The organism is Paenibacillus sp. MT124, assembly GCF_058792755.1.
In genome coordinates this window covers 5,268,091-5,293,350 of record NZ_CM179500.1, presented here as the reverse complement: position 1 = coordinate 5,293,350, position 25,260 = coordinate 5,268,091, and the positions used below count along the sequence as shown (strand labels likewise).

18 protein-coding genes are annotated in these 25,260 nt (G+C 52.3%); 15 read left to right on the top strand and 3 right to left on the bottom strand.

Translation table 11 applies throughout. The features are described 5' to 3' along the window. Positions 1–162 precede the first annotated feature (162 nt). A complete protein-coding gene (locus AC3RCI_RS23930) occupies positions 163–780 on the bottom strand; it encodes a pyridoxamine 5'-phosphate oxidase family protein (RefSeq protein WP_492526715.1) in 618 nt (205 codons plus the stop codon). 213 nt (positions 781–993) lie between these two features. Between AC3RCI_RS23930 and pdxR the strand changes: the two genes are divergently transcribed. Together pdxR and AC3RCI_RS23920 are read left to right on the top strand one after the other, a co-directional pair. Next, the gene (pdxR, locus tag AC3RCI_RS23925) at positions 994–2,445 is read left to right on the top strand and encodes a MocR-like pyridoxine biosynthesis transcription factor PdxR (RefSeq protein ID WP_492526713.1); all 1,452 of its coding nucleotides are present in this window, start codon (positions 994–996) and stop codon (positions 2,443–2,445) included. A gap of 226 nt (positions 2,446–2,671) precedes the next feature. Further along, positions 2,672–3,457 (top strand): helix-turn-helix domain-containing protein, encoded by a 786-nt coding sequence (locus AC3RCI_RS23920; RefSeq protein ID WP_095292024.1) that lies wholly within the window; start codon positions 2,672–2,674, stop codon positions 3,455–3,457. A 373-nt stretch (positions 3,458–3,830) separates the two neighbouring features. Here AC3RCI_RS23920 and asd read toward each other — a convergent pair whose 3' ends face one another. Both asd and AC3RCI_RS23910 read right to left on the bottom strand, forming a co-directional pair. Next, positions 3,831–4,622: an archaetidylserine decarboxylase gene (gene asd, locus AC3RCI_RS23915; protein WP_154896376.1), complete on the bottom strand. Its 792-nt coding sequence runs from the start codon at positions 4,620–4,622 to the stop codon at positions 3,831–3,833. 85 nt (positions 4,623–4,707) lie between these two features. Next, entirely contained in the window at positions 4,708–5,838 is a 1,131-nt protein-coding gene (locus AC3RCI_RS23910; protein ID WP_336782959.1) for a YheC/YheD family endospore coat-associated protein, read from the bottom strand. A gap of 445 nt (positions 5,839–6,283) precedes the next feature. On the opposite strand from AC3RCI_RS23910, the gene AC3RCI_RS23905 reads away from it, so the two are divergent. The 13 genes from AC3RCI_RS23905 (at position 6,284) to AC3RCI_RS23845 (ending at position 25,239) form a co-directional block, all read left to right on the top strand. After that, entirely contained in the window at positions 6,284–11,467 is a 5,184-nt protein-coding gene (locus AC3RCI_RS23905) for a WIAG-tail domain (protein WP_492526711.1), read from the top strand. Positions 11,468–11,711: 244 nt separating this feature from the next. Beyond that, positions 11,712–12,599: a glycosyltransferase family 2 protein gene (locus AC3RCI_RS23900; protein WP_336782955.1), complete on the top strand. Its 888-nt coding sequence runs from the start codon at positions 11,712–11,714 to the stop codon at positions 12,597–12,599. Between the two features lie 4 nt (positions 12,600–12,603). Beyond that, a complete protein-coding gene (locus AC3RCI_RS23895; RefSeq protein WP_492526709.1) occupies positions 12,604–13,692 on the top strand; it encodes a glycosyltransferase family A protein in 1,089 nt (362 codons plus the stop codon). Continuing rightward, positions 13,689–14,462 (top strand): glycosyltransferase family 2 protein, encoded by a 774-nt coding sequence (locus AC3RCI_RS23890; RefSeq protein WP_127538962.1) that lies wholly within the window; start codon positions 13,689–13,691, stop codon positions 14,460–14,462. Before AC3RCI_RS23895 ends, AC3RCI_RS23890 begins: the two co-directional genes overlap by 4 nt. Next, positions 14,459–15,190 carry a sugar phosphate nucleotidyltransferase gene (locus AC3RCI_RS23885; protein WP_336782951.1) on the top strand — a complete coding sequence of 244 codons (732 nt, stop codon included), beginning with the start codon at positions 14,459–14,461 and terminating at the stop codon, positions 15,188–15,190. Before AC3RCI_RS23890 ends, AC3RCI_RS23885 begins: the two co-directional genes overlap by 4 nt. 684 nt (positions 15,191–15,874) lie before the next feature. Further along, positions 15,875–16,639 (top strand): GT-D fold domain-containing protein, encoded by a 765-nt coding sequence (locus tag AC3RCI_RS23880; protein ID WP_492471999.1) that lies wholly within the window; start codon positions 15,875–15,877, stop codon positions 16,637–16,639. 64 nt (positions 16,640–16,703) lie between these two features. Next, a complete protein-coding gene (locus tag AC3RCI_RS23875) occupies positions 16,704–18,254 on the top strand; it encodes a glycosyltransferase family 2 protein (RefSeq protein WP_492526707.1) in 1,551 nt (516 codons plus the stop codon). Between the two features lie 209 nt (positions 18,255–18,463). Continuing rightward, entirely contained in the window at positions 18,464–19,420 is a 957-nt protein-coding gene (locus AC3RCI_RS23870; protein ID WP_492526705.1) for a phosphotransferase family protein, read from the top strand. Positions 19,421–19,607: 187 nt separating this feature from the next. Beyond that, positions 19,608–19,886, top strand: coding sequence for a glutaredoxin family protein (locus AC3RCI_RS23865; protein ID WP_127538966.1), 279 nt, complete (start codon positions 19,608–19,610; stop codon positions 19,884–19,886). A gap of 298 nt (positions 19,887–20,184) precedes the next feature. Further along, positions 20,185–21,522 carry an LLM class flavin-dependent oxidoreductase gene (locus AC3RCI_RS23860; RefSeq protein ID WP_492471995.1) on the top strand — a complete coding sequence of 446 codons (1,338 nt, stop codon included), beginning with the start codon at positions 20,185–20,187 and terminating at the stop codon, positions 21,520–21,522. A gap of 136 nt (positions 21,523–21,658) precedes the next feature. After that, the gene (locus AC3RCI_RS23855; protein ID WP_492526703.1) at positions 21,659–23,299 is read left to right on the top strand and encodes an ABC transporter substrate-binding protein; all 1,641 of its coding nucleotides are present in this window, start codon (positions 21,659–21,661) and stop codon (positions 23,297–23,299) included. Positions 23,300–23,341: 42 nt separating this feature from the next. Then, positions 23,342–24,274, top strand: coding sequence for an ABC transporter permease (locus tag AC3RCI_RS23850; protein ID WP_127538969.1), 933 nt, complete (start codon positions 23,342–23,344; stop codon positions 24,272–24,274). A 47-nt stretch (positions 24,275–24,321) separates the two neighbouring features. Continuing rightward, the gene (locus AC3RCI_RS23845; RefSeq protein ID WP_127538970.1) at positions 24,322–25,239 is read left to right on the top strand and encodes an ABC transporter permease; all 918 of its coding nucleotides are present in this window, start codon (positions 24,322–24,324) and stop codon (positions 25,237–25,239) included. The last annotated feature ends 21 nt before the right edge of the window (positions 25,240–25,260 follow it).

Below are 25,260 nucleotides of genomic sequence, written 5' to 3'. Positions count from 1 at the left end.
AGTCTTTGGGATTCAACTGCCTAACATTATATCACCTTGACATCCCCCCGTCACGGAAATTACGCAATATGACAGTTATATCACTTCACCGCGTTGTTGCAGGAGGTCAAAAGAAAGGATTTAGGCACGTTGCTCCCTAGGGTGTGGCAGGGAAATACCGGTTTATTGCTGATGAAAAGGACAATATTTCCGCATCATTTCGGCTGTTTCGGCATCTCTTCCTTCATTGCGCTGTTCCAGCTGCCCGCTAATATGCTCGAATCGCTGGGTGGAGAGATTCTGACCAAATTTGAATTTGGCACTGAGGTGTTCCGGTACAATCCGAACGACAGCAACAGCTTTGAGGTTCCCCTTATACCGGGAATCGGCAGCATCAATGGGAACATATCCCCCCTGTGGCTGAAGCTTCTCCATGAAGCGCTGCAGCACCTTGCCCTTGATTTCCAAATCCTGAACAGGCTCTGCCTGACCGGATGCCATGACACTTTTGAAAAAGGAGGTTGCAGGACAAGCCAGTTCGGGATCACTGAAATAGGAGGGAATCAGGGAAAACTCTTCAGCCACCGTAAAGCTGACCGAGGAATCATGCTTGATCTGTTTCATTTTCTCCCCGGCAAGACTGCCATGGAAGTAGAAGCATCCGTCCATATAGACGAAATTGAGTGGTGTAACCCGTGGTTGTCCAGCCGGACTGACAGTTCCCAGAAATCCGAAGGAGCACTGATCCAGAAATGCAGTAATTTCTTTCTCTTCATCCACTGTAAATTCTTTGCGTCTCATATGGTTTTCCCCCTTGGTTGTGATTCATCTGAACTTGAATGGCAATTGAAATGTTGCTCTAACGATAAAACATGCATTGACATAAAAATAGATCCAATTTACATTCATTTTTATAGGCCAATTACTGAGGTGAAAGATGGAGAATATAATGAACTTGGAGTAAGAGGCACCGCCATATGGTTTGAAAATATGAAAGAGAGGGGAGCGAGAGTCATGGAACTGTGGCTGCCCTTGGATTCCTATGAGCATCAGCATCGTTATAAATACACGGCACTGTATCATGCCTTGCGCGACGCCATTCATGCGGGAACACTCGCGGAAGGGGCACGTCTTCCTTCTACGCGAGAACTCGCGAGCCAGTATGACATGTCACGCGGTTCTGTGGCACAGGTATATGACATGCTGCTCGCGGATGGTTACGTAGAGGCACATCGGGGCAGAGGTACGTTCGTTAAAGGCACATTTAGGACAGAGGCCCAAGGGGAACAGGAAGCAGTCATTCAGCTCTCCCCATGGGGAGAACGCGTAAGCAGACTGGATACCCAAAAAGGAACGGAATCTGTCTCTGTTCAGGATCGGCATATCATCGATTTTCATGTCCATCGCATGCCGGCAGGCCACTTCCCCACATCGGAATGGAAAAGCGCACTCGCCGCCGTACACCGAAGCGATTGGCGGGAGCAAAGCGGTGCAGCAGGAGACCCTGAACTGCGTGAGGCCATCGCTTCACATCTGAGATGGACACGGGGGATTCAGGCGGATGCATCCCAGATTGTACTGTTCAGTGGTTCGATGCAAGGTATTACATTGCTGGCACAACTGCTGATCCCGGAAGGGGCGCAGGTCATATTGGAAAATCCGGGGTACCAGGGAATCGCACATGCGGTGAACGCGTGTGGGGGCAGAGCTGTACCGACAGCTGTTGATTCGCAGGGCATCATCCCTGAAGATTGGAACGCCCAGACGCTGTTCGTTACCCCAACCCGGCAGTTCCCGACTGGGGCGGTGTTAGGACTGGATAGACGCAAAACGCTGCTAGCCTGGGCCTCGAGGCGCAACGCCGTCATCATTGAAGATGACTACGACAGTGAATTTCGCTGGGGAGGCAGACCGATTGAACCGCTTAAAGTATTGGACCGCGAGCAGCGGGTGATCTATGTCGGATCATTCTCACAGACAATGATTGCTTCCTTCCGGCTGGGCTATGCGGTCCTGCCTTCAAGTCTGGTGCAGCCACTCCTTGCAGCGAAAGCCCTATATGAGCCGGTACCCCCTGCGTTATTGGAACAGCGAGCCTTGGCCAAATTCATGAGCAGGGGCGGATATCTGCGGCATTTGAGACGGTTAACCCGGCTATACGGGGAACGGCATGCTTTTTTTGTCCAGGAGATGGTACATCAGTTACCAGAGGCTTTCACCATGCAGCCAGGAGATGCAGGACTTCACATCTACGCGACCTGGAATGGCAGTCCGGACAGCTTTCTGAAATTCAAAACGATAGCGAAGGAAGAAGGTGTATTATTTCGGGATGCCGAGCGTTATCAACTGATCCCTGGTCCTCCTTCTGTTTGTTTTGGCTTTGCGCATCTGGAGAAAGAGGAGATCACGGAAGGCATCAGAAGACTGCGGCTGGCATGGGAGAAGAGTACATTTTCGTTTCACTGAAATTCGCTGTATAATGGATGAAGACATTTCGCTCCGGGAGGAGCAGAAATCACATACAAGCACTTTGCATCAGATTCCAGGAAGCGTACTGAGTTTAGGGACAGGCTGAACCGAAAGGATTGTGTTCTAATTCTAAGGCCTGATAACCGTAAGCGAACTATAAGCGATTGGAATTCAATGATGATGCAACATGCGGAGAGATTAACTTTCAAGGGGGAGTGGCGACATGCTGCAGGCATCGCCGTCATCTTTTGTTATTTTGCCCGCCGTCGCCAAAATTGTCTGCGAACCGGGATGGAAGTGGCAGAAGCGGGAAAAACCGATGCAGAACTATGACTTATTTTATGTATGGAGTGGGGAAGGGACCGTTGTGCTAAATGACCGGTCGTATGAGGTCGGCAAAGGCAGCTGTTTCCTATTTAGACCAGGCGATCATCCTACTGCAACACATAATAAGCAAAAACCGTTGGTACTTACGTATATTCATTTTGATGTAGATATACCTGTGAATGATGTGCCTCAGTCTTATCGTGAGGTACAGGAAACCGTGGAATTCGAGCATTTGCTGGCCCGGTATGTAAGACTGTTCTTATCCGATGTATATGGGCGGGACGAGGAGAGTCGGCTTATTTTGAAACAGCTGATGATTCATTTGCTGCGTGCGGATACGGAATCACCTGTGGAGAAAAGGGTCAGCAACCAATTGTCGGATGTCATTCAGGAAGTGGCAAATTATGTACGCCAGCATCCGGGAATTACCCACCGGGTGGAGGATCTGGCTGCACGTGCGGGCTTGTCGCCCCGATACTTCTCCATCAAATTCAAGGAATTAATTGGCTCTTCTGTTCAGTCGTATATCATTCGCATGCGCATTGAGCGCGCAGAACATTTGCTGGTGCATACGGGCATGAATGTAACCGAGGTCGCAGATGCCCTCGGGTATCGGGATATCTTTTTCTTCAGTCGTCAGTTCAAGCAATACACCGGCAAAAGTCCTTCCGAGATTCGTTAGGTACGATGCATGAGATCAGGGTAACGTTTCAAGTCTGGAGGCCAGGGGTAAGTAAGTAGCATTCCAGACGAAACGAAAGGGGGAACTTGTGATGAACGGAAAACGGCGGATCCGCAACCGGGGATGCTCTATGAAGGGATGCACTATTTTCCGGAACCGTCTGCGTCGCTTCAAACCGGCAGAGGAACTGCAAGACGTGTGGTTTTGAAGAAGAGTCAGAGGGCCTATACATACGGAGCGATGTTTCGTATTGAATGTATATAAGGAATCTCCAGTGACTACCGTGGAACAATCATATTTCAATCCTAAAGAGGATGGCGCAAGCACCTGCAATCAGGTCTTGCGCCATCCTCTTTATTTGGTCCTGGAGTATTCAGCGATTTGGCTTCAGGCGGCCAAGCAGTGTACCCATTTTGACGGAATCACCCGGCTGGAGACTGGGCTCAGGTTCAAATGTGCCGCTCTGCGTCAGCAGTACCACAGTGGAACCGAATTCAAAATAAGCCAGGTCATCCCCTTGTGCCCAAGTACTTACAGCCGTATCCGCGTACTGAATGCTGCTTACGTTCATGGCGCCGACTTTGACGACAGCGACTTCTCCATAAGCGTGACCGATATACGTAATCAGACGTTCGTTTCGACTTAGCACCGACTTCATATGAGTCAGACCAAAATCATTTACAGGGTAAACCTTCCCCTTGATATGCTCACTTTCGATTCTGTGCCCGCTAACGGGTGCATGAATCCGGTGGTAGTCACGAGGGCTGAGGTACAGGACGAATGCATAACCGTGCTTGTACTTCTCCAGATGTGGTGAGTGGTTTAATAATTCAGCAAGTGTATAATTTTGTCCCTTAACATTCAGGAGTGTACCTGCAGATACCGGCCCTGCTGCCGTGATTTTGGCATCGACGGGGCTGATGAGTGCATGTTCCGAAAGATCCAGCGGGCGCATGCCCGGCTTTAATTTGCGGGTGAAGAAATCATTCAGTGAACGATATTCCTTCCAGTCTTTCTCGGCTTCCTGAACAGGGATGTTGTAGGTCCGGACAAAATAAGGGATAAATGCCTTGCTTCCCCTGCTCTTGGAGAAGGCTCCCACGGTCCGGGAGATCCACTTGCGAGAAGAAAGCTCGGTCATTAACCGCAACAGCGTTTTTGCCATGAATATCCCCCTTAGGGTTAGTGCGAACTTCAAGGCCGGCAGGACCGGCCGTTCTGCATAATATTGACACAGAATGCCAGCGAAATCAATATGGGTACTTACGGTAGGTTTGCGGTTGACGCGGAATCTGCGAGTTTTGCTCCATCAGCAGACGTCCATATGCCATGGGCTCACGGTAGCTGGCCTTCCAGTGTTCGGGCATTCCCGCCTTGCGAAAACCGTAGCGCTGGTCCCGTCCATTACATTCGATGAAGTAAATCTGTCCGTTTCTGGCAATCCCCAGATCAAGGCCCAGGTCGGCCAGATGCGGCAGGCTGGAAGCCAGTGTGCGTGCAATTCGGAGTCCAACTGAACTGATCCGGGCTTCGAGCTCTGGAATGCTGATTCCCAGTTCTCCTTCACTCATTGCTTCTGCCAGGGTCATCACCTTACCCCCTTGAGCAATATTGGTGACAAAGGTGTGTGCTGGTGCTGCCTTGGCGAACATGCCCGTAATGCCCCATAGACCGTCAATCCCCCGCTGTACAGATACACGCAGATCTACGGGTCTTCCTTCGTAACGAACCAGTGGAATCCGTTCCTCAATGAGATATGCATGGCGAAAAATTCGTCTTAAGGTGGCGGAGGGCAGTTGTCCCCTGCTGAGCCGGAAGGTTGCCCAGCCTTTGCGGGAAGCCTTGGTCTGGCACGTCAATTTCCAGTCCCCGTCTCGTTTATACAAACGCATGATACCGTGTCCGATACTGCCGCTGCACGGTTTGATGATCAGATCATTATAATGTTCCATCATATAAGCCAGAGACTCTGGCGTAGCTTTGGCAGCATAAGGGAGATGTTTCTTCAGTGCAGGATCCTGGTGCAGCATGTCATGAATATGATCCTTGCGATACCGATTCCGAACGTTAAATACCTGTATGCCCTGCAGCAGCAGCCTGGTCACCTCATGCTGATCTGCCCGGCGAAGCTGGAGAGCCCGATTATGGATAACGGCAGGCAGAGGCATTTTTTGACGAACGTAAACGCCATCCTTTTTGACATATGCCAGACACGTCTTCGTCTCCGAATCCACATCTTCAAGCCGCAAAAAGCAAGGCGTTAATCCATAACAGGCCGCTGCCTGCTCATAATTCGCGAGCGATTCCTGACCGGTCCTTCCGGCCGGTATCCCCCGGTACATGCGTGAATCGAACATGATGCCGATCGTTTCTGGGGGCATGACCGTTCCTCCTTCAATATTATCGCGACATGGATCGTCCATATATGGGATGCCGGTCTGTCAACGCATGATGGGACATCACAATCACGCAGACCGGAATGATGATGCACCTTCATGCACCGGCGTGTTATTAATAGCTCCACACATCCAATTGTGAACCCAGGTAAGGGTGAAATGAATCAAGCGGATTGCATTGTAAGCCGTTTTACGGATGTATACGGAAGGCTTATGAAGTATCGTATGACATTTTTCCAGCAGGGGCGTGGACAGCCGCCTTACATCTATAGCCAGGCACAGCCTATTTCACTATGGACAGGTTCATCGTTTGCAGTTTGACCTGCTCATCCATCCAATCTTGCCTTCAAAAGTCGTGATATGAAGTGGCAGATGCCCATACCAGAGCATATGATGCCGGAGATGAACGTTAGAGGAAGGAGCAAGCTGCATGAGTAAAAAAGGCAATAAGAAGGTTCCTACACCGAAACTGCGGCATGTGAGCCCCAAATTTAAGGAACTGGAACTGACCGAACGCCGTGCAGGCACCATGAATTCAGGTCTAACCCAGAATAGGGAAGAGCGCTTGAATACAAATAAACTGGATTCGAGAGCGAATCAGGCACCCGAAGAATTCTTGAACGAATCAACGGAACTCCCTGCCTCTATGAACGAGCTGGAGGACCTGGTTATCGCAGGCGAAACGAATGATCCGGAACCTGCCGCATCGGATAGTGAGGATGCCCAGACGCAAGATAACCAAGAAAAGCAAATTCAGGTGAGCAGTGTGGCTTCGCTTGCTCTGGAAGAGCAAAATATCATCCAGCAGGAGACCGCAGGTAGAGACCGGTTGGAGATTCTGAACCAGAACCAGATGCCGGGCCATACCGGACACTATATCTACACGGATGATCTGAGTGATTTTGCAGTTACGGAAAGCAAGCTGGCTCCATTCTCTGTGGATGACTCCAAGCTGAAACCGGGTGCAGTCGGCAGTGAAGCATTGCAGGATTATGCGGTGACCAGCATTCACATTGCAGACGGAGCGATTGTCTCTGCCAAACTTGCAGAGGCTTCGGTATCCGAGGAACACCTGATTGATGGCTCTGTGTCCGGTCACAAAATACGCAATGCGTCAATTGCCGGCGAGAAAATCAAAGACGGCAGCATTACGTCACAGAAGCTCGGCAATCAGGTCATCGATTCGGCCAAAATTGCCGATGGCTCCATCGGCACCAGACATCTCAGCCGCATGCTGGTTACGGAAGATTTAATCAAGAATCATGCGGTAACCGGAGATAAGATCGCCATTAGCGGTGTGGATACCCGGCATCTCACGGGAGGCGCCGTGCATACGTCCAAACTGGCTGACGATGCAGTGACCACTTCCAAAATTCGTGAAGGTGCTGTCACAGGCAGCAAGATCGAAGATAACTCCATTGAGTCTCACCATATCCAAGAGGGAGCAGTGAAACAGTCCCATCTGGCGGAAGGAGCAGTCGGGCGTTCGCAATTATCGATTGGCAGCATTGGGAGCGATCAGATCGAGGATGGATCCATACAAACTAGACATTTGGCTGAGGGTTCACTCAGTGGAAAGCATTTGCTGGATGGTTCCATCGGTTCAAACCAGATTCGTGCACAGGCGGTGGGTAAGGAACAGCTGGGCAAAGGGGAAGTCGGCAGTGAACACTTGGCTGAGGGAGCCGTAACCAGCAGCAAGCTGGCAGACCAGTCGGTTGGAACGGCAAAATTGCTGGAGCAGTCGATTACGGCTTCCAAGATCTCGGACCAAAGTGTCATTGCTTCCAAAATTGCGGATGAAGCAGTACAGGGCAAACATCTTGCCAAAGGCTCCATTCGAGCAGAACATATCGTTAATCGGGGAATTACACCGGTACATGTGGATAATGCTGCGATTCACTCGATTCACATTGCAAGTGGAAGCATTGAGGCACCTCATTTGTCTACCGGAAGTGTGTCCGGAGAAGCGCTTGCAGATGGCGTAGTATCCGAGCGGCATCTGGCTGAGGCTGCGGTGGGTACGTATGAATTACAGGATGGTGCAGTGACAGACGTGAAGCTTGCGGATGAAAGTGTGACATCCGAAAAACTGGGAACAGCATCGGTTAGCAGCAGAGCGCTCGCTCCGGGAAGTGTCGCATCCTCGCATCTTGCAAACGGTGGTGTTACGGGTACACATCTGGCTCCAGGAAGCGTGGGGTCCGAGGCCCTGAGGCCATATGCCGTGAAATCGGAGCATCTGACGGAACACGCCGTAGGTGTCCCTCACCTTCAGCCGGGTAGTGTTGAAACGGATGCCATTGCACGTGCGGCAGTTACAACGGACAAATTGGCTCCTGGCAGCATCACTTCCGCTCAGCTGGCGGGAGGGTCCATTTTTCCGCCGCATCTGACAGATCATTCGGTTACCTCCCCCAAGCTCTCACCAGAGAGTGTTGCTACGGATAAACTGGCGGATTTTGCTGTCACATCAGCCAAACTGGCCGACGGTAGCGTGACTTCTTCCAAGATCATGGCAGAAAGTATTAACGCCAAGCATATTCCTGCCGGAACCATACGTGGGTATCATCTGAAGCAGCATGCTGTCTCTCTGGAACATTTATCGGAGGAAATACGTTCACCGGAATTATTTGCCGATGGCAGTATCACAGGCAACAAACTACGCCATGGGTCCGTAACTGCAGACCACTTAACAGCAGACTCGGTATCGGGGACCGAATTACAAGAGAATGCCATAAGCAGTAAGCATCTGCAGGCTTCCGTTGTGCAAACGGAACATCTGGCAGAGGGCAGTGTGAAGTCCGACCATCTGGGTCAGCATGTCGTAAACTCAGAGCATCTGAAGCCAGACATTATCCATGGTGAGCATATTGCTGAACAGGTCATTACTTCCCATCACCTGGCTCCGGGGTCTGTTGAAACAGACCATCTGGCACCTTTATCCATCACAGCAGCTCACCTTCAGCCCGGCTTGATCAGTGGGCTTCACCTTCAGGCAGAGTCGACAAGTGCGGTTCACCTGCAGCAGGGCGCAGTACATTCCCGCCATATTCAGGATGGTGAAATACTTCCGCATCATATTCATGAACGCAGCATCGGAACGGCTCACCTGGAGGAAGAAGCAGTAAGTACAATTATACTGCAGGAAGGAGCAGTAACAGGCTCCAAGCTGGCAAGCGGCAGTGTGGATGGCAGCAAATTGGCCGCAGGAACGATTGAAGCCGCCCATATTGGAGACGAGAGTGTGCAGTCCCGTCATATCCAGGAGGGAGCCATCCTCGCAAATCATATTCAAGAGGGCAGTATTGGCGAAGCCCATCTGGAAGAGGAGTCGGTAAGTGCGATTCATTTGCAAGATGGGTCGGTAACGAGTGCGAAGCTGGCGGAAGGCAGCATCAGCGGCAGCAAATTGCTCGAAGGAACGATATCCGCAGCTCATATCGCAGCGGAAAGTGTGCAATCCGAGCATATACAGGCAGATGCGATCCATGCCGATCATATTCAGGAGCGGAGTATCGGTACAGTTCATCTGGAAGAAGATGCGGTAAGTGCAATTCACCTGCAAAATGGATCTGTAACGAGTACCAAACTGGCCGACGGCAGTGTGAGTGGAAGTAAGCTGCTCGAAGGTGCGATATCCGGTATTCATATCACCTCCGAAAGTGTGCAATCCCGTCATATTCAGGAAGGAGCCATCCTTGCTGACCATATTCAGGAGCGCAGCATTGGCACGCCCCATCTGGAAGAGGAAGCGGTAAGTGCGATTCATTTGCAAAATGGATCTGTAATCAGTGCCAAACTGGCCGACGGTAGTGTAAACGGAAGCAAGCTGCTTGAGGGAGCCGTATCCGATATTCACATTGCAGATGATAGTGTGCAATCGCGGCATATCCAAGATGGGGCCATCCATGCTGGCCATATTCAAGAGTGCAGCATCGGCACAACTCATCTGGAAGAGGAGTCGGTGAGTGCAATCCATTTGCAAAATGGATCTGTAACCAGTGCCAAACTGGCCGATAGCAGTGTAAGCGGCAGCAAGCTGCTGGATGGAACGATATCCGGAATTCATATCGCAGCGGAAAGTGTGCAATCCGGGCACATTGAGGCAGGTGCCATCCATGCCAATCACATCCAGGAGCGCAGCATCGGCACAAACCATTTGGAAGAGGAAGCCGTAAATGCGGTTCACCTGCAAAATGGGTCCGTCACGAGTGCCAAACTGGCCGATGGCAGTGTGAGCAGCAGCAAAATACTTGAAGATACGGTAACGGGAGTTCATCTTGCATCGGAAAGCGTGCAATCCCGCCACATTCAGGAAGGAGCCATCCTGGCTGGCCATATCCAGGAGAACAGCATCGGCACGGTTCACTTGGAAGAGGAAGCCGTAAGTGCGGACCATCTGCAAGATGGGTCGGTTACGAGTGCCAAACTGGCTGATGGCACCGTAAGCAGCAGCAAATTGCTTGAAGATGCCGTATCCGATGTCCATATTGCGAATGGAAGTGTGCAATCCCGGCATATTCAGGTGAAAGCCATTCATGGCGATCATATTCAGGAACGCAGCATTGGAATTTCCCATCTGAAAGCCGAATCGGTAAGTGCAATTCATTTGCATAATGGCTCAATCACAAGTGCCAAACTGGCTGATGGGAGTGTAAACAGCAACAAATTGCTTGAAGGTGCAGTCGCGGCTGCCCACCTGGCCAACAAAAGCGTGCAATCCCGTCATATCCAGGATGGAACGATTCTGGCTGATCATATTCAGGAACGCAGCATCCGCACATCCCATTTGGCAGAAGAATTGGTAAGCGGAATTCATCTGCAGAATGGATCGGTAACGACTGCGAAGCTGGCAGACGGCAGCGTAAACGGCAGCAAATTGGCTGAACAAAGTATTACCTCTAGTCACTTGAACGCGGGCATTGTAGGCCCGGCGCACTTGAGCGAAGAGATCTGGAATGCGATTCGACAGTTTAGTGGAGAGACGTTGGAACAGCTGGCAGCGATCAAAAGGCAGGAAGCCTTGCTTCAGGGGGGAAATGAGGCTGCACAGCCAACGCCACCGGCGATCCTCGGAGAACTGGGTCAAAAACAGGAACAGCCGTCACAAGTGAATCAGCTTGGAGGAACAGCGGCGGATTCCTCGAAACCAGATAACGGAATCCAACCACAGTTTCAGGAGCCACCACGTGAACTTGCACAGGAAACTGGTGCAATTACGGAGTTTAAGCTGAGTGAGCAGGCGGTAAAGCAGGAGCATCTGAGTGATGGTGCTGTTGGAAGCAGCCAGCTGCAGCTTGGAGCAGTTGGTCCGGAACACCTGTCATTCCAGCCGGTTCGCAGTGTGAGTCGTCAGCCGGTCGTTCAGCAGTTCGGCATGGAGGCCTTTATCCTGCCTGAAAATGAAGTATGCGTTGAGGTAACCGTCGCATTCGAGCAATCATTTGCATCAGAACATTATGTGATTGTAGGAATGAGTAATGATCGCGGATTCCAGGTATCACTGCTGTCCCAGAGTGAGGATGAAGCAGTATTGGAAGTGTTCCGTACACCTGGATGCAAGCACACCTATGGTTTGTTGTCCTGGATTGCAGCGGGTCCTGCAAATTAAAAAAGAAACGTCAATTCACGAAGTTCATGCACAAAAGCGGTTCCTGGAATTGTCCGGGATACCGCTTTTGTTTCTATATCAGAAGGTCCTCTAAAAAAGTGAAGGAGGAGGCTGAACAACTCTTTTCCTGCCAGAAGCTTATGGAAATCAAGGACAAACGCCGTTTCCACTATTCCCTAATTACATAGAATAACGTGTACTCCCTTGGCATGATGAGTATTTTTGAGGGTGGGAGGTGACAGTATTGCAGCAGCGTCGTCGTACTGTTCATTCAGCCGCCAAAGTAGTGAGCCGAAAGAGGAAGCAGTTGCACAAAAGACGTGTAAAACCCGTGAGCAAGAAGGGTGCGGGAACCCCCAGATACGTCATCCCCCCAATACGGGAGGAAATCCATCCAAACATCCCCATGCTTTCGGTGATTATACCGGCAATGAATGAAGAAAAGACGATTGGCAGAGTTGTTAGGCAGGCGCTTCGCATCTGCAGGGATTCCGAAGTGATTGCCGTTGTCAACGGCTCAACGGACGGCACGGCAGCAGCGGCACAGGCAGCAGGCGCAAGAGTGCTTTTGTATACAGAGGCTCTGGGTCACGATGCAGGAAGACGAATGGGGGCAGCGGCTGCCCGCGGAAGAATCCTCCTTTTTACCGATGCAGATATCCCCATACCTGCAGAGCAGCTTGCTCCCTATGTGCAGGCCATATTGGATGGAACAGATGTAGCGCTTAACGATTATGACGGTCCGGTTAAACGAAATCCTGTACATCCAGTGGTGGAGGCCAAGCATGTCCTGAACAGCATCCTGGCCAGGCCGGACCTGCAGGGGGCTTCAATGACAGCCATTCCGCATGCGCTAAGCCGCAGGGCACTTGATGTTATAGGCGTTCCTTCGCTGGAGGTTCCTCCGCTTGCATTAGCCAAAGCCGTATCGAGTGGATTAGAGGTACGCGCCGTTCATCATGTACCTGTCGGTAAAATGAATGCGGTTCGGGTGAAACGGCGAAGCGGGCCAGATCCGCTGAGCCAAGTGGTGCTGAATGATCATCTGACAGCGATCAGGTGGATCACCGACGAACTCGGTCCACGCGGAGGGTATTCCGACCTGCAGCGTGTTCGCTGTCTGACGAGGTGAGAAAATGAAAGAACGTTCGAGAGTTGTCCGCCATCGTCGGACGATGAAGAGACAACTGGCGTCCAGACGGAACATTCCCGGGAGAAGGCGGCCGAAGGGTAGAGCAGCCAAAGCTCCAGAACCTCGTTTGAATGCAGTATGGAAGTCGGGTCATCAGGCAGGACGCAGTGCACCTGAAGATAAAGCGTTGGCTGCCCAACATGTACGTCTCGCCTGGCGTGAGCACTGGCAGTCCATCTCGGGAGATTTCGGAAGCTATGAAGCTGCCATGCAGGCAGGGAAAGCATATATGCAAGGATACGTGCAGGGTGCAGGATATCCAGTGGATATTGTTCCACTCCCCCTCCATTATTCTGCTGCCGCCGTTGTCTGTGCGTGCAATGAAGAACGGACACTGGGTATAGTAATGGCACAGTTAAAGCGGCTGCCGCTGAAGGACATCATTGTTGTGTTGAATGGAACAACGGACGACAGTTTGAATCTGGTGCTGGCCGAGTCCGATATAACCCTTGTGTATGAACCGGATCGGGCAGGACATGATGTGGGCCGCGCACTTGGAGCGAAGATGACCGAAGCGGAAGTGATTCTTTTTGTGGATGGGGACATGGTGCTTCCGGCAGAACAGCTGGCTCCATTTCTGTATGCAGTAGACCGTGGAAGCGATGTGGCCCTGAATGATCTGAATTCATTGCTGCCACCGTTTGCCCGGCAGGATGATGTGAGCCGGATCAAGGCGTATCTCAACCGTACTCTCGGAAGACCTGATCTGGGGTCCAATTCCTTGACTGCCGTCCCGCATGCTCTTTCCCGCAAAATGGTTATGACTGTTAAGCCTGAGTCCCTGGCAGTCCCACCGAAGGCGCAAGCCATGGCGATCCGGCACGGTCTTAGCATCACGGCGCCTTGTCAGGTGGACGTGATTCGCTCCAATCGTTTGCGTACCACGAATACAGGCAGTGGTAACGAAGTCGCGGGATTGATCATTGGGGACCATCTGGAGGCGATTGCAGCCTGGATGGCTTCAGCAGAGCATGGGCCAGATTCGCGGATGTTATCCCGAGCTGAAGTGGCTTACAGGAGGAACGCCCGATGACACTGACAAGTATCGTGATCCCAACGTATAACGGACTGGACCTGCTGAAGCCGTGTATTGATGCCATTCGGGAGTATACCGGAGCAGGCACGCCTTACGAGATTGTGGTTGTAGATAACGGTTCCGTCGATGGTACGGCAGCCTATTGTGCCCGTGAGCGAGTCCGATTTGTTCGATTACCGGAGAACCGGGGGTTCCCAGCAGCCTGTAATGCCGGGCTACGTGCGGCTTGCGGTGATGAGCTGCTGCTGCTCAACAATGATGTCACGGTGACCCCGCGGTGGCTCGAAAATCTTCGGTTCGGACTCTACAGTGAAGCAAACATCGGAATCACCGGTCCGGTAACCAATTATGCAAGCGGGATTCAGCAGGTTGACCTGGACTTTGGGAGCATGGAACAGTTCCAGCAATTAGCGGCAGCCAACAATGTCTCCGACCCAACCAGGTGGAAGGAAGTCAGCCGCATTGTAGGACTGTGCATGTTGTTTCGGCGAGAGGTCATGGCGTCCATCGGCTTGCTTGACGAAGCCTATTCGCCTGGACATTATGAGGATGATGATTATTGTTACCGGGCTCGCATGCAAGGGTATCGACTGCTTGTATGCAGAGATGTACTTGTGCATCATCGCGGCAGCGCGAGTTTTCAGAAGACGGACCCGGCTGCATGGAAGCAATTGCTGGAACGTAATCGCTCGATATTTATCCATAAATGGCATGTCGATCCACTTGAATATATTGAGACATCCGATGAGGGAGGGAATGTGGAATGAAAGGTGTAATTCTTGCTGGAGGAACGGGAACACGGCTGTATCCTCTGACGCGGCTGATTAACAAACATCTGCTTCCGGTCGGTAAACATCCGATGATTGTGTATGGCATCGACAGACTCCGTCAGGCGGGTATTGAGGATATTTTGATTGTAATGGGCAAACATTCGGCGGGACTGTACACGGAGTATCTGGGCGGCGGAGCCGAGCTTGGAGTTCGGTTGACCTACCGGATTCAGGAGCAGGCGGGAGGCATTGCTGAAGCACTTGATCTGGCAAAGTCCTTTATTCTTCCTGGTGAAAAGTTTGTCGTACTGCTGGGTGACAATCTGTTCAGTGATGATCTGAAACCTTATGTTGATCGTTATGTGCAGCAGCCTGCGGGAACAGCACGTGTGCTGCTGAAAGAGGTGGATGATGCCAGACGTTACGGTGTACCTGTCTTTGACGCGAAGCATCCGGAGCGCATATCGTACATTGAGGAGAAACCAAGCCAGCCGAAAACCTCTTACTGCGTAACGGGGATTTACATGTACGATGATCATGTATTCCATCTGATTGACGGCATTACGCCTTCTGCACGCGGGGAGCTTGAAATTACGGATGTCAATAACCACTATGCCTCTGCTGGAGGCCTGGAGTATGACATCCTGCAAAAATACTGGAGCGATGCAGGTACCTTCGAATCGCTGCAGGAAGCTGCAGTCCGCATGAAGGGACAACTGCCATAACATCATGCGCCTGATGCTGCCGCTGTGCGGTGCCCCATGGGACCCGAGTAACCTGCGCCGGAGCTGGAAGGAGGCTCCGGCGCTTTGTGCAGCGGCGCCCCCGTGCATGTCAAGGGAGGGAATGCCATGAGAGTAGCGAAACGGACCGGGCACACGGAAGCCAAGGCGATAGGTAAGCCGCGAGGTACTCGCCCGGCAGCATTTCAAGGGCAAGGCGTTCTGATGGTGACAGGAACCCCAGAGGCTGGAACCCGGCGGGCTGCCGTCAAGCCCGGGCATCGCACTGCGCGTGCCCCGGCGGGCGCACGTACTGCTTTGGCGCGTAAGCCTGCCGGCAGGAAGGCCGCTGCACGCCGCCGCTCCGCTGGCAGGCGAGGGCATGCCGCGGCTCACAGCCGCCGCCGCGCAGCACCCCGGCGGGCGCCGCGCCCGGCTGCGCGACGTGCGCCTGTGCCCGCACCGCAAGCCAGCACGCCGAAGGCGGTGCCTGCCCGCGGTGCGGGCACGGCCCCGCTAGGGGCGACACACCACCCGCACGGTGGTGTCGCCCCCGCGGGGCAAGCTGGCGCTGCTGCTGCACATGCGGGCAGCGCCAAGGCCCTGCCGCCTGCAGAGCCGGCAGGCGCACCCGGCGGCTACGCCGAGGGCTACCGCGACGGCGTATTCGCGGGCGGAGAAGCGCTGGTGGCGCAGCACATCCCGCCGGACCACATTCTGCCTGCCGTAGCGGCGGCAGATCTGATCGCGGCGGGTTTTCGCCAATATGCGCCCAGCCTCACCCGTCTGGCCAGCCCCCACGAGGTGGCTGACCAGATCCGGGGGGCGCTGGATGCACAGCGGCCCCTGTCGGTCGTTCGCCTCGGAGATGGCGAACTGCTGACGCTGGCAGCCGATACGGTGCTGCCCGGCGAGCAGGTGCAGGAGCTGGCACCGTTCCTGCCTTACGCAGGGGTGCCGCGCTCCGTTCCCGAGATTCGGGCTGCGCTGGCCGAAGCGATACAGGGGGCGGATTGGGTAGGCGTTCCCATCTCGCGGGCGCCCACGTTTCAAGGCTTGTTATTCCCGGTGATGCGCCACTTCGGGATTGACTGGTCCCGGTTGAAGCTGACCAGTTCCACAATCAACTATAGCCTGCACCAGACTGGGCTGCTGCTGCCTATCCTGCAAGGCCGCCGCGTGCTGGTGATCGGCAGCCAGGCGAGCGGGCTCGGTGCACTGCTTCTCAGTCACGGGATCCATGTGACGGGCATGATTGGTTCCGTTGCCGGGGTTATGGATGTGCCCAGGGTGGTGCAGGAAACGGCAGCGCATTCCTTCGATATTGCTCTGGTTGCTGCAGGGGTTCCGGCCGTAATCCTGTGTCGGCGCATTGCCGGCGAACTCGGCAGGGTTGCTCTGGATTTTGGGCATTTGGCTGATAAATTGGTTACAGGAGAGCTTCATCTCTAATGGAGTCTGGCGGATGGTTGACGCGACGCGACGCATCCGGACGAGGGGAAATGGAGGAAGCAACATGAGCAAACCAGGTATCATCTCCAAGCATCGGGGCTCCGGACCCGCCAAAGTTGTTCTGCATTCCGCTGGAAAGAGCGCAGTGCGGAAATCGGGGCAGAGAGGGAAAGGCAAGCGGGGGGCCCGAGCTGTCAAACTGTACAAACAAGGGTACAGTAGGGGATACGACGAAGGGGTTAGACAGGGTCAGAGTTCGTTTGGATTGTTATTTGAAGGAGTCAGCATCATTATTCCGACCTATAATCAGCGGGAGTATGTCCTTAAATGTGTATCCAGTATCGAGAAGCATACGCCTGCTCCCTACGAAATCATTGTAGTGGATAATGGTTCGAAGGATGGAACGGCAGAAGCGATGCTGCGTAAAGGCGGCATGGTGAGAGTGGCTGCACTGGATGTCAATCGCGGATTTGCCGGAGGTGTCAATCAGGGTCTAATGATGGCGAGAGGCCGTCATATCGTGGTGCTGAATAACGATACGCTGGTCACGCCAGGCTGGCTTGATAACATGATGGCCTGCCTGGACAGTGATCCGGAGATTGGCCTGGTCGGCCCAGTCACCAACTATATAGGAGGCGATCAGCAGATCGATGTTCCGTATTCCGAGGTGCAGGATATGTGGTCCTTTGCCGCCAGACACAACCGGCCTGACCCTGGTAAACACCGGGTAACCGAACGGCTTGTCGGCTTTTGCTGGCTGTTCTCACGAGAGCTGCTGGAGCGGGTGGGATATCTGGATGAAGGTTATGCGGTGGGCAACTTCGAAGATGATGACTGGATGATTCGGGTGAAGCTGGCAGGATATAAGCTTGCGGTCGCAGGAGATGCCTTCATTCATCATTTTGGCAGCGTCAGCATGAAGGCGCTGGGCGAACCAGATTTTGCAGCTGTGAACAAGGGGAACGAACAATTTCATTCCAGGAAGTGGGGAGATCCTCACGCTCTGGTCGCAAAAACATTGCAGCTGGCACATCATATGGCACAGGAAAATTCATCGGCAGTGCCGGATTCCGCCGATTTGGGCAAAGCCAACCCGCGCCAGCAATTGTCCACGAAGGGCAGTCAGGACGGGGGACCGAAGACAAGACGCAGCAGCGACTTTTATCCGGAAGGCTGCTTCGTGTCCGATGCGAAAGGCGATGTATACCGTCTGGCGGGAGGACTGCGCCGCAAGCTGAATATTCCGGTACCGCGCGGCATATCCCCTGTTCAGGTAGCCAAGCCGGATCTGCTGGGGGTCCCTGCTGGAGACCCTGTAGTGTCTGCAAGTGAAATTCGGGGCTGGCCGCTTGAAGTGAGGCATGTGCATGTTTCATCGATTCATGACTCGGACACGGGTTGGACGGAAGGCTGTATCCTTGCGGCAGCTGATGCGCCGGAGGTTCGCTATCAGATCAGCGAGGGCAGACGGAGAAAGTTCGCAACGGTGTATGCAGCAGAACGATGGGGCGTACATTCCGGTCATGTATTGAGCGTGTCTCCGGAACAGCTGCATGCAATTCAGGAAGGCTTGCCCATCATCGCACCGCCGCAGCTCTTAAACGAAGATCTGTAAAGATGAGGCTCGCTGTGAACCGGTTCGGCATGATGCGAGATGTAATGTGCAGCATACGGCTCCATTTCATTTCGCATCCAGGCTTTCCATAGGTTACATACAAGGCAATCATATGTTTATAGAAGGTTGAAAAGTAAGCGATTTCATTTTACACTATGACCAATTGAATCATCGCAGAGCTAACTTAAGCTGCGGTATGGGGATGGTGCATGATGAAGAATGAAAGCATTGTACTGGCCGAACGAATAGCCAGTCATTTTTTGCAGGAAAAAGTTAAGGCAGCACATCAGATTGTTGGGAAGGGTTTCGTCAATCAGGTTTGCGTAGTTGAGACGGAAGGTCATCAAGTGGTTGTGCGCATGAACGACAAAGACGAGTATCCCATCTTCGTGAAAGAAAAATGGTGCATTGAGCAAGCCGCCGCCGCTGGGATTCCTGGTCCAGAGACGTTATCCGTTGGAATCACGGATGAAACAGCATATATGATTCAAACGGTAGTCCAAGGGGATAACGGACTGGAAGCAACAATAGACCCCATTGCTATCTGGAGAAAGCTCGGCGAGTACGCCAAACGGATTCATTCCATTCCGGCGGAAGGTTTCGGAGAATGGATGGACCCTGTCTCGGGTACATTTTATTCCCCGCCGCATGCGGGATCAGATGGCAGCTGGCAGGGATACGTCCAGTACAATATCAATAGCTTGACAGAGCATGATCCCTTAATTGAGCTGGGTGTACTAACTCAAGCAGAATCGAAAAGGGTAAGACAGTGGTTCGAGCGTTTGAAAATGGAAACGTTCCGTTTTGGCCTGTGTCATGGTGATCTCTCATTGAAGAACACGATGGTTGATTTGGCAGGTCAAATTACACTATTGGATTGGGGAAATGCAGAAGTCACTGTGGTGCCGTATGGCGATATCATACATATGATTCGATGCCAGATCCATGGAGAAGGGCCAAACAGTGCAGAATTGGAAGCCTTTATAGAGAGTTACGGGCTGAATGAGTATGAGCTGGATCAGATGAGACTTGTGATGGTCTTGAAGACCTTTGATACGCTTCGATGGGCTATCGATCAAAGTCCGGATGAGGTTGATTTTTACGCCGGGATGGCCCGGAAAGTCCTTACTTTGGTCAAAGCAGCAAGGGGAGACGGATGGATGTAATCGCTTTTTTAAAAAAAATTAAATTTAATCTTTCTATGCTGCTATAGGTTTATTCTATTAGGAGCTCCATTGACGCTTGATGGTACGAAGAGTACATTTATAGCCATAATTCTTATTTAACAGGTAGGAATTAAAGGTCTGAGGCGTGCCTCGATCTTATCCTTGAATACAATCAGGAGGGTTATCGATGTCTACATCACCCAAAAAAGTAGTGCTATGGAGCAAAACAGGCTGTCATTTCTGTGGAGAGGTAAAAGCGTTTTTGACGTCCCGGAATCAGCCTTTTGAGAACATTGAAGTGGAAGGCAATGATGTGCTGAGGGATGTACTTGAAGTGAAATACGGCATTCGGCATGTTCCTGTGATTGAAGTTGGAGGAGAAGGCAAGTTTGAGGCTTTGCTGGAACCGGATCTGGAGAAGCTTGCCGCGCTTTTGGCCCATCCGGATGAGGCAGCAGCGGTCTGATCGTCCTTTGCACTATCGGATTGAATTCGTCGTTTCCGGCTATGGAAAGCTGCTGGGATAGTGGAACTTAGCCGGGAGCGTACGAATGACCTGTCTTATACAGATCTCTGATTTATATATAGAAAAGTTCTATTAGTCACCCCGTTGACCCTTTCACAGGGCAGTGATAAGATTTGTGAAATTATAAAACTGACCAAACTCATAGGAATAGTTGCTTTTTAGTTTCGAAAATGTAAATGTCGTGTCTTGGATCCTGATGCATCATCCTAAATCCAATATGAGGGAAGGCGGAATGTATATGACGGCAAAACGCAGTTTGAAATTTGGAGCCATTGTTCACGGTGTCGGAGGCAGCATGACCACATGGAGACACCCGGAGGTTCAACCGGATGCGAGTGTGAATTTTGAGTTCTATAAGCGCCAGACGCTGAAAGCGGAAGAAGGTAAGTTTGATCTCGTTTTTATTGCCGATGGTCTGTACATCACCGAAAAATCCATTCCCCACTTCCTGAATCGATTTGAACCGATCAGTCTGTTGTCTGCCTTGGCCGCCGTCACTTCACGGATTGGTCTGGTGGGAACGCTCTCCACGTCCTACAGTGATCCGTTTACGGTTGCCAGACAGTTTGGTTCGCTTGATCTAATCAGTGACGGCCGCGCAGGCTGGAACGTAGTTACCTCCCCGCTTGAAGGATCAGCCAAAAACTATAGTAAAAGCAATCACCCTACCCATCCAGAACGATACCGAATTGCAACAGAATATTTGCAGGTAACCAAAGGCCTGTGGGATTCATGGGAAGATGATGCGTTTGTCCGAGACAAAGAGAGCGGTGTTTTCTTCGATCCATCCAAACTGCATACACTCAATCACGAAGGGGAGTTTTTCTCCGTACAGGGACCACTGAACATTGCCCGTTCACGCCAAGGCCAGCCGGTGATCTTCCAAGCAGGCTCCTCTGATGATGGCAAGACCCTTGCAGCGAAAGAAGCCGATGCGGTGTTTACCGGACATGATTCGATCGAGGATGCACAGGCTTTTTACAAGGATGTCAAAACGCGTGCCGCTTCCTATGGACGTTCCTCTCAGGATATCGTCATTCTGCCAGGCATCAGCCCGATTGTAGGACGGACAGAAGAAGAAGCCGAACGTAAATACGAGGAGGTTGCCAGCCTCGTTACGATCGACAAAGCGCTGGATTATCTGGGACGTTTCTTCGAGCACCATGACTTCTCCCAATATCCGCTGGATGAGCCGTTCCCTGAACTGAACGGCATTGGCAGCAACAGCTTCCGCAGCGGCACGGATAAAATCAAGAAGGATGCCAAAGAGCAGGGATTGACGCTGCGCGAGGTGGCATTGCGTGCGGCTACGCCGAAGAGCAAATTCCTGGGTACACCGGAACAGGTAGCTGACAAAATACAGGAGTGGTTTGAAGCAGAGGCCGCTGACGGATTCATTATCCATTCGGAATTGCCAAGTGGTCTGTCTGATTTCGTGGAACTGGTCGTTCCGATTCTGCAGGATCGCGGCATTTATCGTACGGAGTACGAGCACGATACCCTCCGTGGCAATCTCGGTGTGCAGATTCCGGTTAATCGTTATACGGCTGCCCGGGAGCAAGTGCAGCAGGCATAAGACGAACTGCACGTGAGATGAGCGCTACAGCCATATGAATTCTTAATTGCAATACTTCCGTGTTTTAAAACCGACTTATCTCATAGGTTATATATAAAATAAAAATGACACCTGTATACACAGAGGGGGAAACGATATGAACAGGTCTATCGCATGGATGAAATGGATGGCACTGGCAGCAGTATTGGTTATGGTATTGTCCGGCTGCGGTGCGGGCAGCAGCTCCAGCGGTGCGGCTCAGGCATCTGGTGGTGAACAGGCGAGTCAAGCGGAGGGAGGGAATCTGACTTTCGCTCTCGCAACTTCACCGGATACGCTGGACCCTCACCGGAGCGGGCTCGCCGTTACGGTACGTGCCATCCGGACCATTTACGACAATCTGGTGGTGCAGCTGCCTGACGGTTCCATCAAACCATGGCTTGCCACGGAATGGAGCGTATCTGAGGATGGCAAGAGTTACACGTTCAAGCTGCGTGAAGACGTGAAGTTCCACGATGGCACGCCGTTTAACGCAGAAGCCGTGAAGTACAACCTGGATCGCATTATCGATCCTGCTACCAAAGCTGCCAATTCCCTTGCGCTGATCAGACCCTATCAATCTTCCGAGGTCATTGATGAACACACCATCAAGGTGAATCTGGAAACACCTTCACAGGCCTTCCTGGGCAACTTAAGCCAGGCCCTGCTGGGTATCGTGTCACCTGCAGCTGCCAAGAAATATGGCGATCAACTGGGCAAAAATCCGGTGGGCACCGGACCATATACCTTCGTGAAATGGGATGAAAATGCGGATATCGTCGTCGCCAAAAACAAGGATTACAACTGGGGCCCAGAGACGGTTGAAAACAAAGCCGCACCTCATCTGGATACGATCAAGTTCAAAATTGTACCAGAGGAAGCGACACGGATCGGAAGCGTACAGAGCGGTCAGGTACTCGCTGCAGAGACCGTTCCACCGCAAAATGTTGCGGCTCTGAAGAATGACCCGAACCAGCAATTGCTGCAGGCCAATACGGTGGGACTGCCGTATACTCTCTTCTTCAATCTGCGCAAAGCCCCTTGGGATGATGTGAAGGTCAGACAGGCGGTACAATCCGCCGTAGATGTGGAATCTATCGTCAAAACGTTGTATCTGGGCAACTACGAACGAGCCTGGTCTGCATTGTCGCCTGGCATTTTGGGTTACGATGCCTCGCTGGAAGGAAGCATCAGCCCGGACATCAACAAAGCCAATCAGCTGCTGGATGAGCAGGGCTGGGTGAAGGGTGCGGATGGCATACGTGAAAAGGATGGCCAGAAACTGACGCTGCGTTATGTGGATGGTTCCCCAAACCGGGAGAAGCGCAATGATATCGCCGCCATCATTCAGCAGCAGCTGAAACAGGTTGGCATCGCCGTTGAAGTTGAAATTACAAAAGACATTGCCACTGTCATTTATCAGAACTGGGACTATGATCTGTATGGCAACAGCCAGGTTAATTCCGATCCGAATGCCCTATACGCCTTCTATCATACAAGCGCAGAAGGGGAGCGTCCGACGCTGTCCGGGTTGTCCGATCCGAAGATCGACGAGCTGCTGGAACAGGGAGCGGTGGAAACGGATCCCGAAAAACGCGTGAAGATCTATAACGAGATTCAGCAATTCCTGATTGATCAGGCGGTTATTCTACCGATCTATGTATTTCCTTATACGGTAGCAGCATCCAAATCCGCTCAGGGAGTCAAGTTTGATTCGCTTGGGTACCCATTGTTCAACGACGTGCGAATTCAACCCTAACATGAGCAGCCCATCACGCATTCAGGAAGGAGACGACCCGGTATGGTTCAAACGATACTGACTCGGCTTGCAACATCACTATTTGTAATATTCGGAGCTTCGGTGCTGGTGTACTGCATCATGTATCTTCTGCCGGGTGATCCGGTCCTGCTCATGCTGGATCCATCCTCGGCTACACCGGAGATGATCGAGAATTTGCGGGCGCAGCTTGGTCTGGATCAGCCATTTTACATTCAATTTGCTAACTATTTCGGCGACATGCTGCGCGGCGATTTTGGTAAGTCCATGATTAACTCGGATCCAGTGCTTCCCAAAATTCTGGAACATTTCCCGGCCACCCTGGCACTGACGGCACTGAGCTCCATCATTGCGATTACCATCGGCATCACGCTTGGCGTGCTGTCCGCCATCCACCGAAATGGCGTGATTGATTTTATTGCCCGTCTTGTTGGACTGTTTGGTATCTCCATGCCAACGTTCTGGACCGGCATTCTGTTGATCCTGCTGTTCTCGGTTCAGCTCGGCTGGTTCCCGGCCATGGGTTCGGAGGGCTTTGGCTCATTGGTTCTTCCTGCAGCCACACTGGGTCTGGTTGGTGCAGGTTTCATCGTACGGATGGTACGTAACAGTATGCTTGAAATCATTAATGAACCGTTTATCGTCGCCTTGCGTGCCAAAGGGCTTACGGAGCGAACGATCATGTACGTTCACGCACTGCGCAATGCACTGATTCCGGCCGTAACGGTCATTGGCATGTTAATTGGGGATCTGCTCGCGGGAACCGTCGTGGTCGAAACGGTATTCTCCAGACAGGGAATCGGCCGAATTATTGCCGATGCCTTGATGGCGAAAGACCTGCCTGTTGTACAGGGCGTTGTCTTTTTTACGGCAATCATCTACGTGGTGCTGAATCTGCTGGTGGATATCTCGTATGCCTATATCGATCCAAGGGTCAGACGTGCAGTACGTACTTGATCGGTGAGGACCATCTGTACTTTGAGGGATGAGGAAGGAGGACTCTTATGAGCATGAAACCATTGGTGGGTGACAAAAAGGCATGGACCGGCAGCAAAGGGCGTGTACGCCTATGGAATCGCCGTTTGGGACGTCACCGCTTCTCGTTCGCGGTTTCCCGGTTATTCTTTTATGCAGCGCTGCTGGTCGTGTTATTCACCGTTACCTGTGCCATTGTTCCGGGCTGGATTGCTCCTTATGATCCAACTCAGATGATGACGGATGCGATCCTGCAGGCACCTTCTGCTGCGCATTGGTTTGGAACTGATTATTTCGGAAGGGATATCTTCAGCGTCGTCGTGCACGGCAGCAGGGATTCACTGCTAATCGGATTCGCATCGGTGCTTGTCGGAGGCCTGGTGGGAAGTGCCCTGGGGATTATCTCCGGGTATGCTGGTGGAATGGTAGATACAGCGATTATGCGTACTGTCGATATTCTGATGGCTGTGCCGGGAGTACTGCTGGCCTTGTCCGTAGCTGCGGCACTGGGTCCTGGACTGCTTAACATTGCACTGGCCGTTGCGGTAGCCTCCATTCCGGGATATGCAAGGGTCATGCGCGGGCAGGTGATGTCGGTCAAAAGCCTGCCGTTTATCACAGCGACACGATCGCTTGGCGGCTCGAATGGACGTATTTTCTGGCGGCATGTCCTGCCGCATTCCCTGTCTCCTCTGCTTGTGATGGCAACATTGGGGGTGGGTACTTCCATCCTGACGGGTTCCGGTCTCAGTTTTCTTGGACTTGGGGTGTTGAAGGAAATTCCGGATTGGGGAGCACTGCTCTCGCAGGGACGCGGTTACCTGACCGTAGCCTGGTGGATCTGTACCTTCCCTGGACTCGCCATTACCATGTTTGTACTCGCAGTGAATCTGATTGGAGACGATATCCGTGACCGGCTTGATCCAAGAGTAAAAGGAGCGGCTTGACCGCTATTCCAAGGAGGAGAT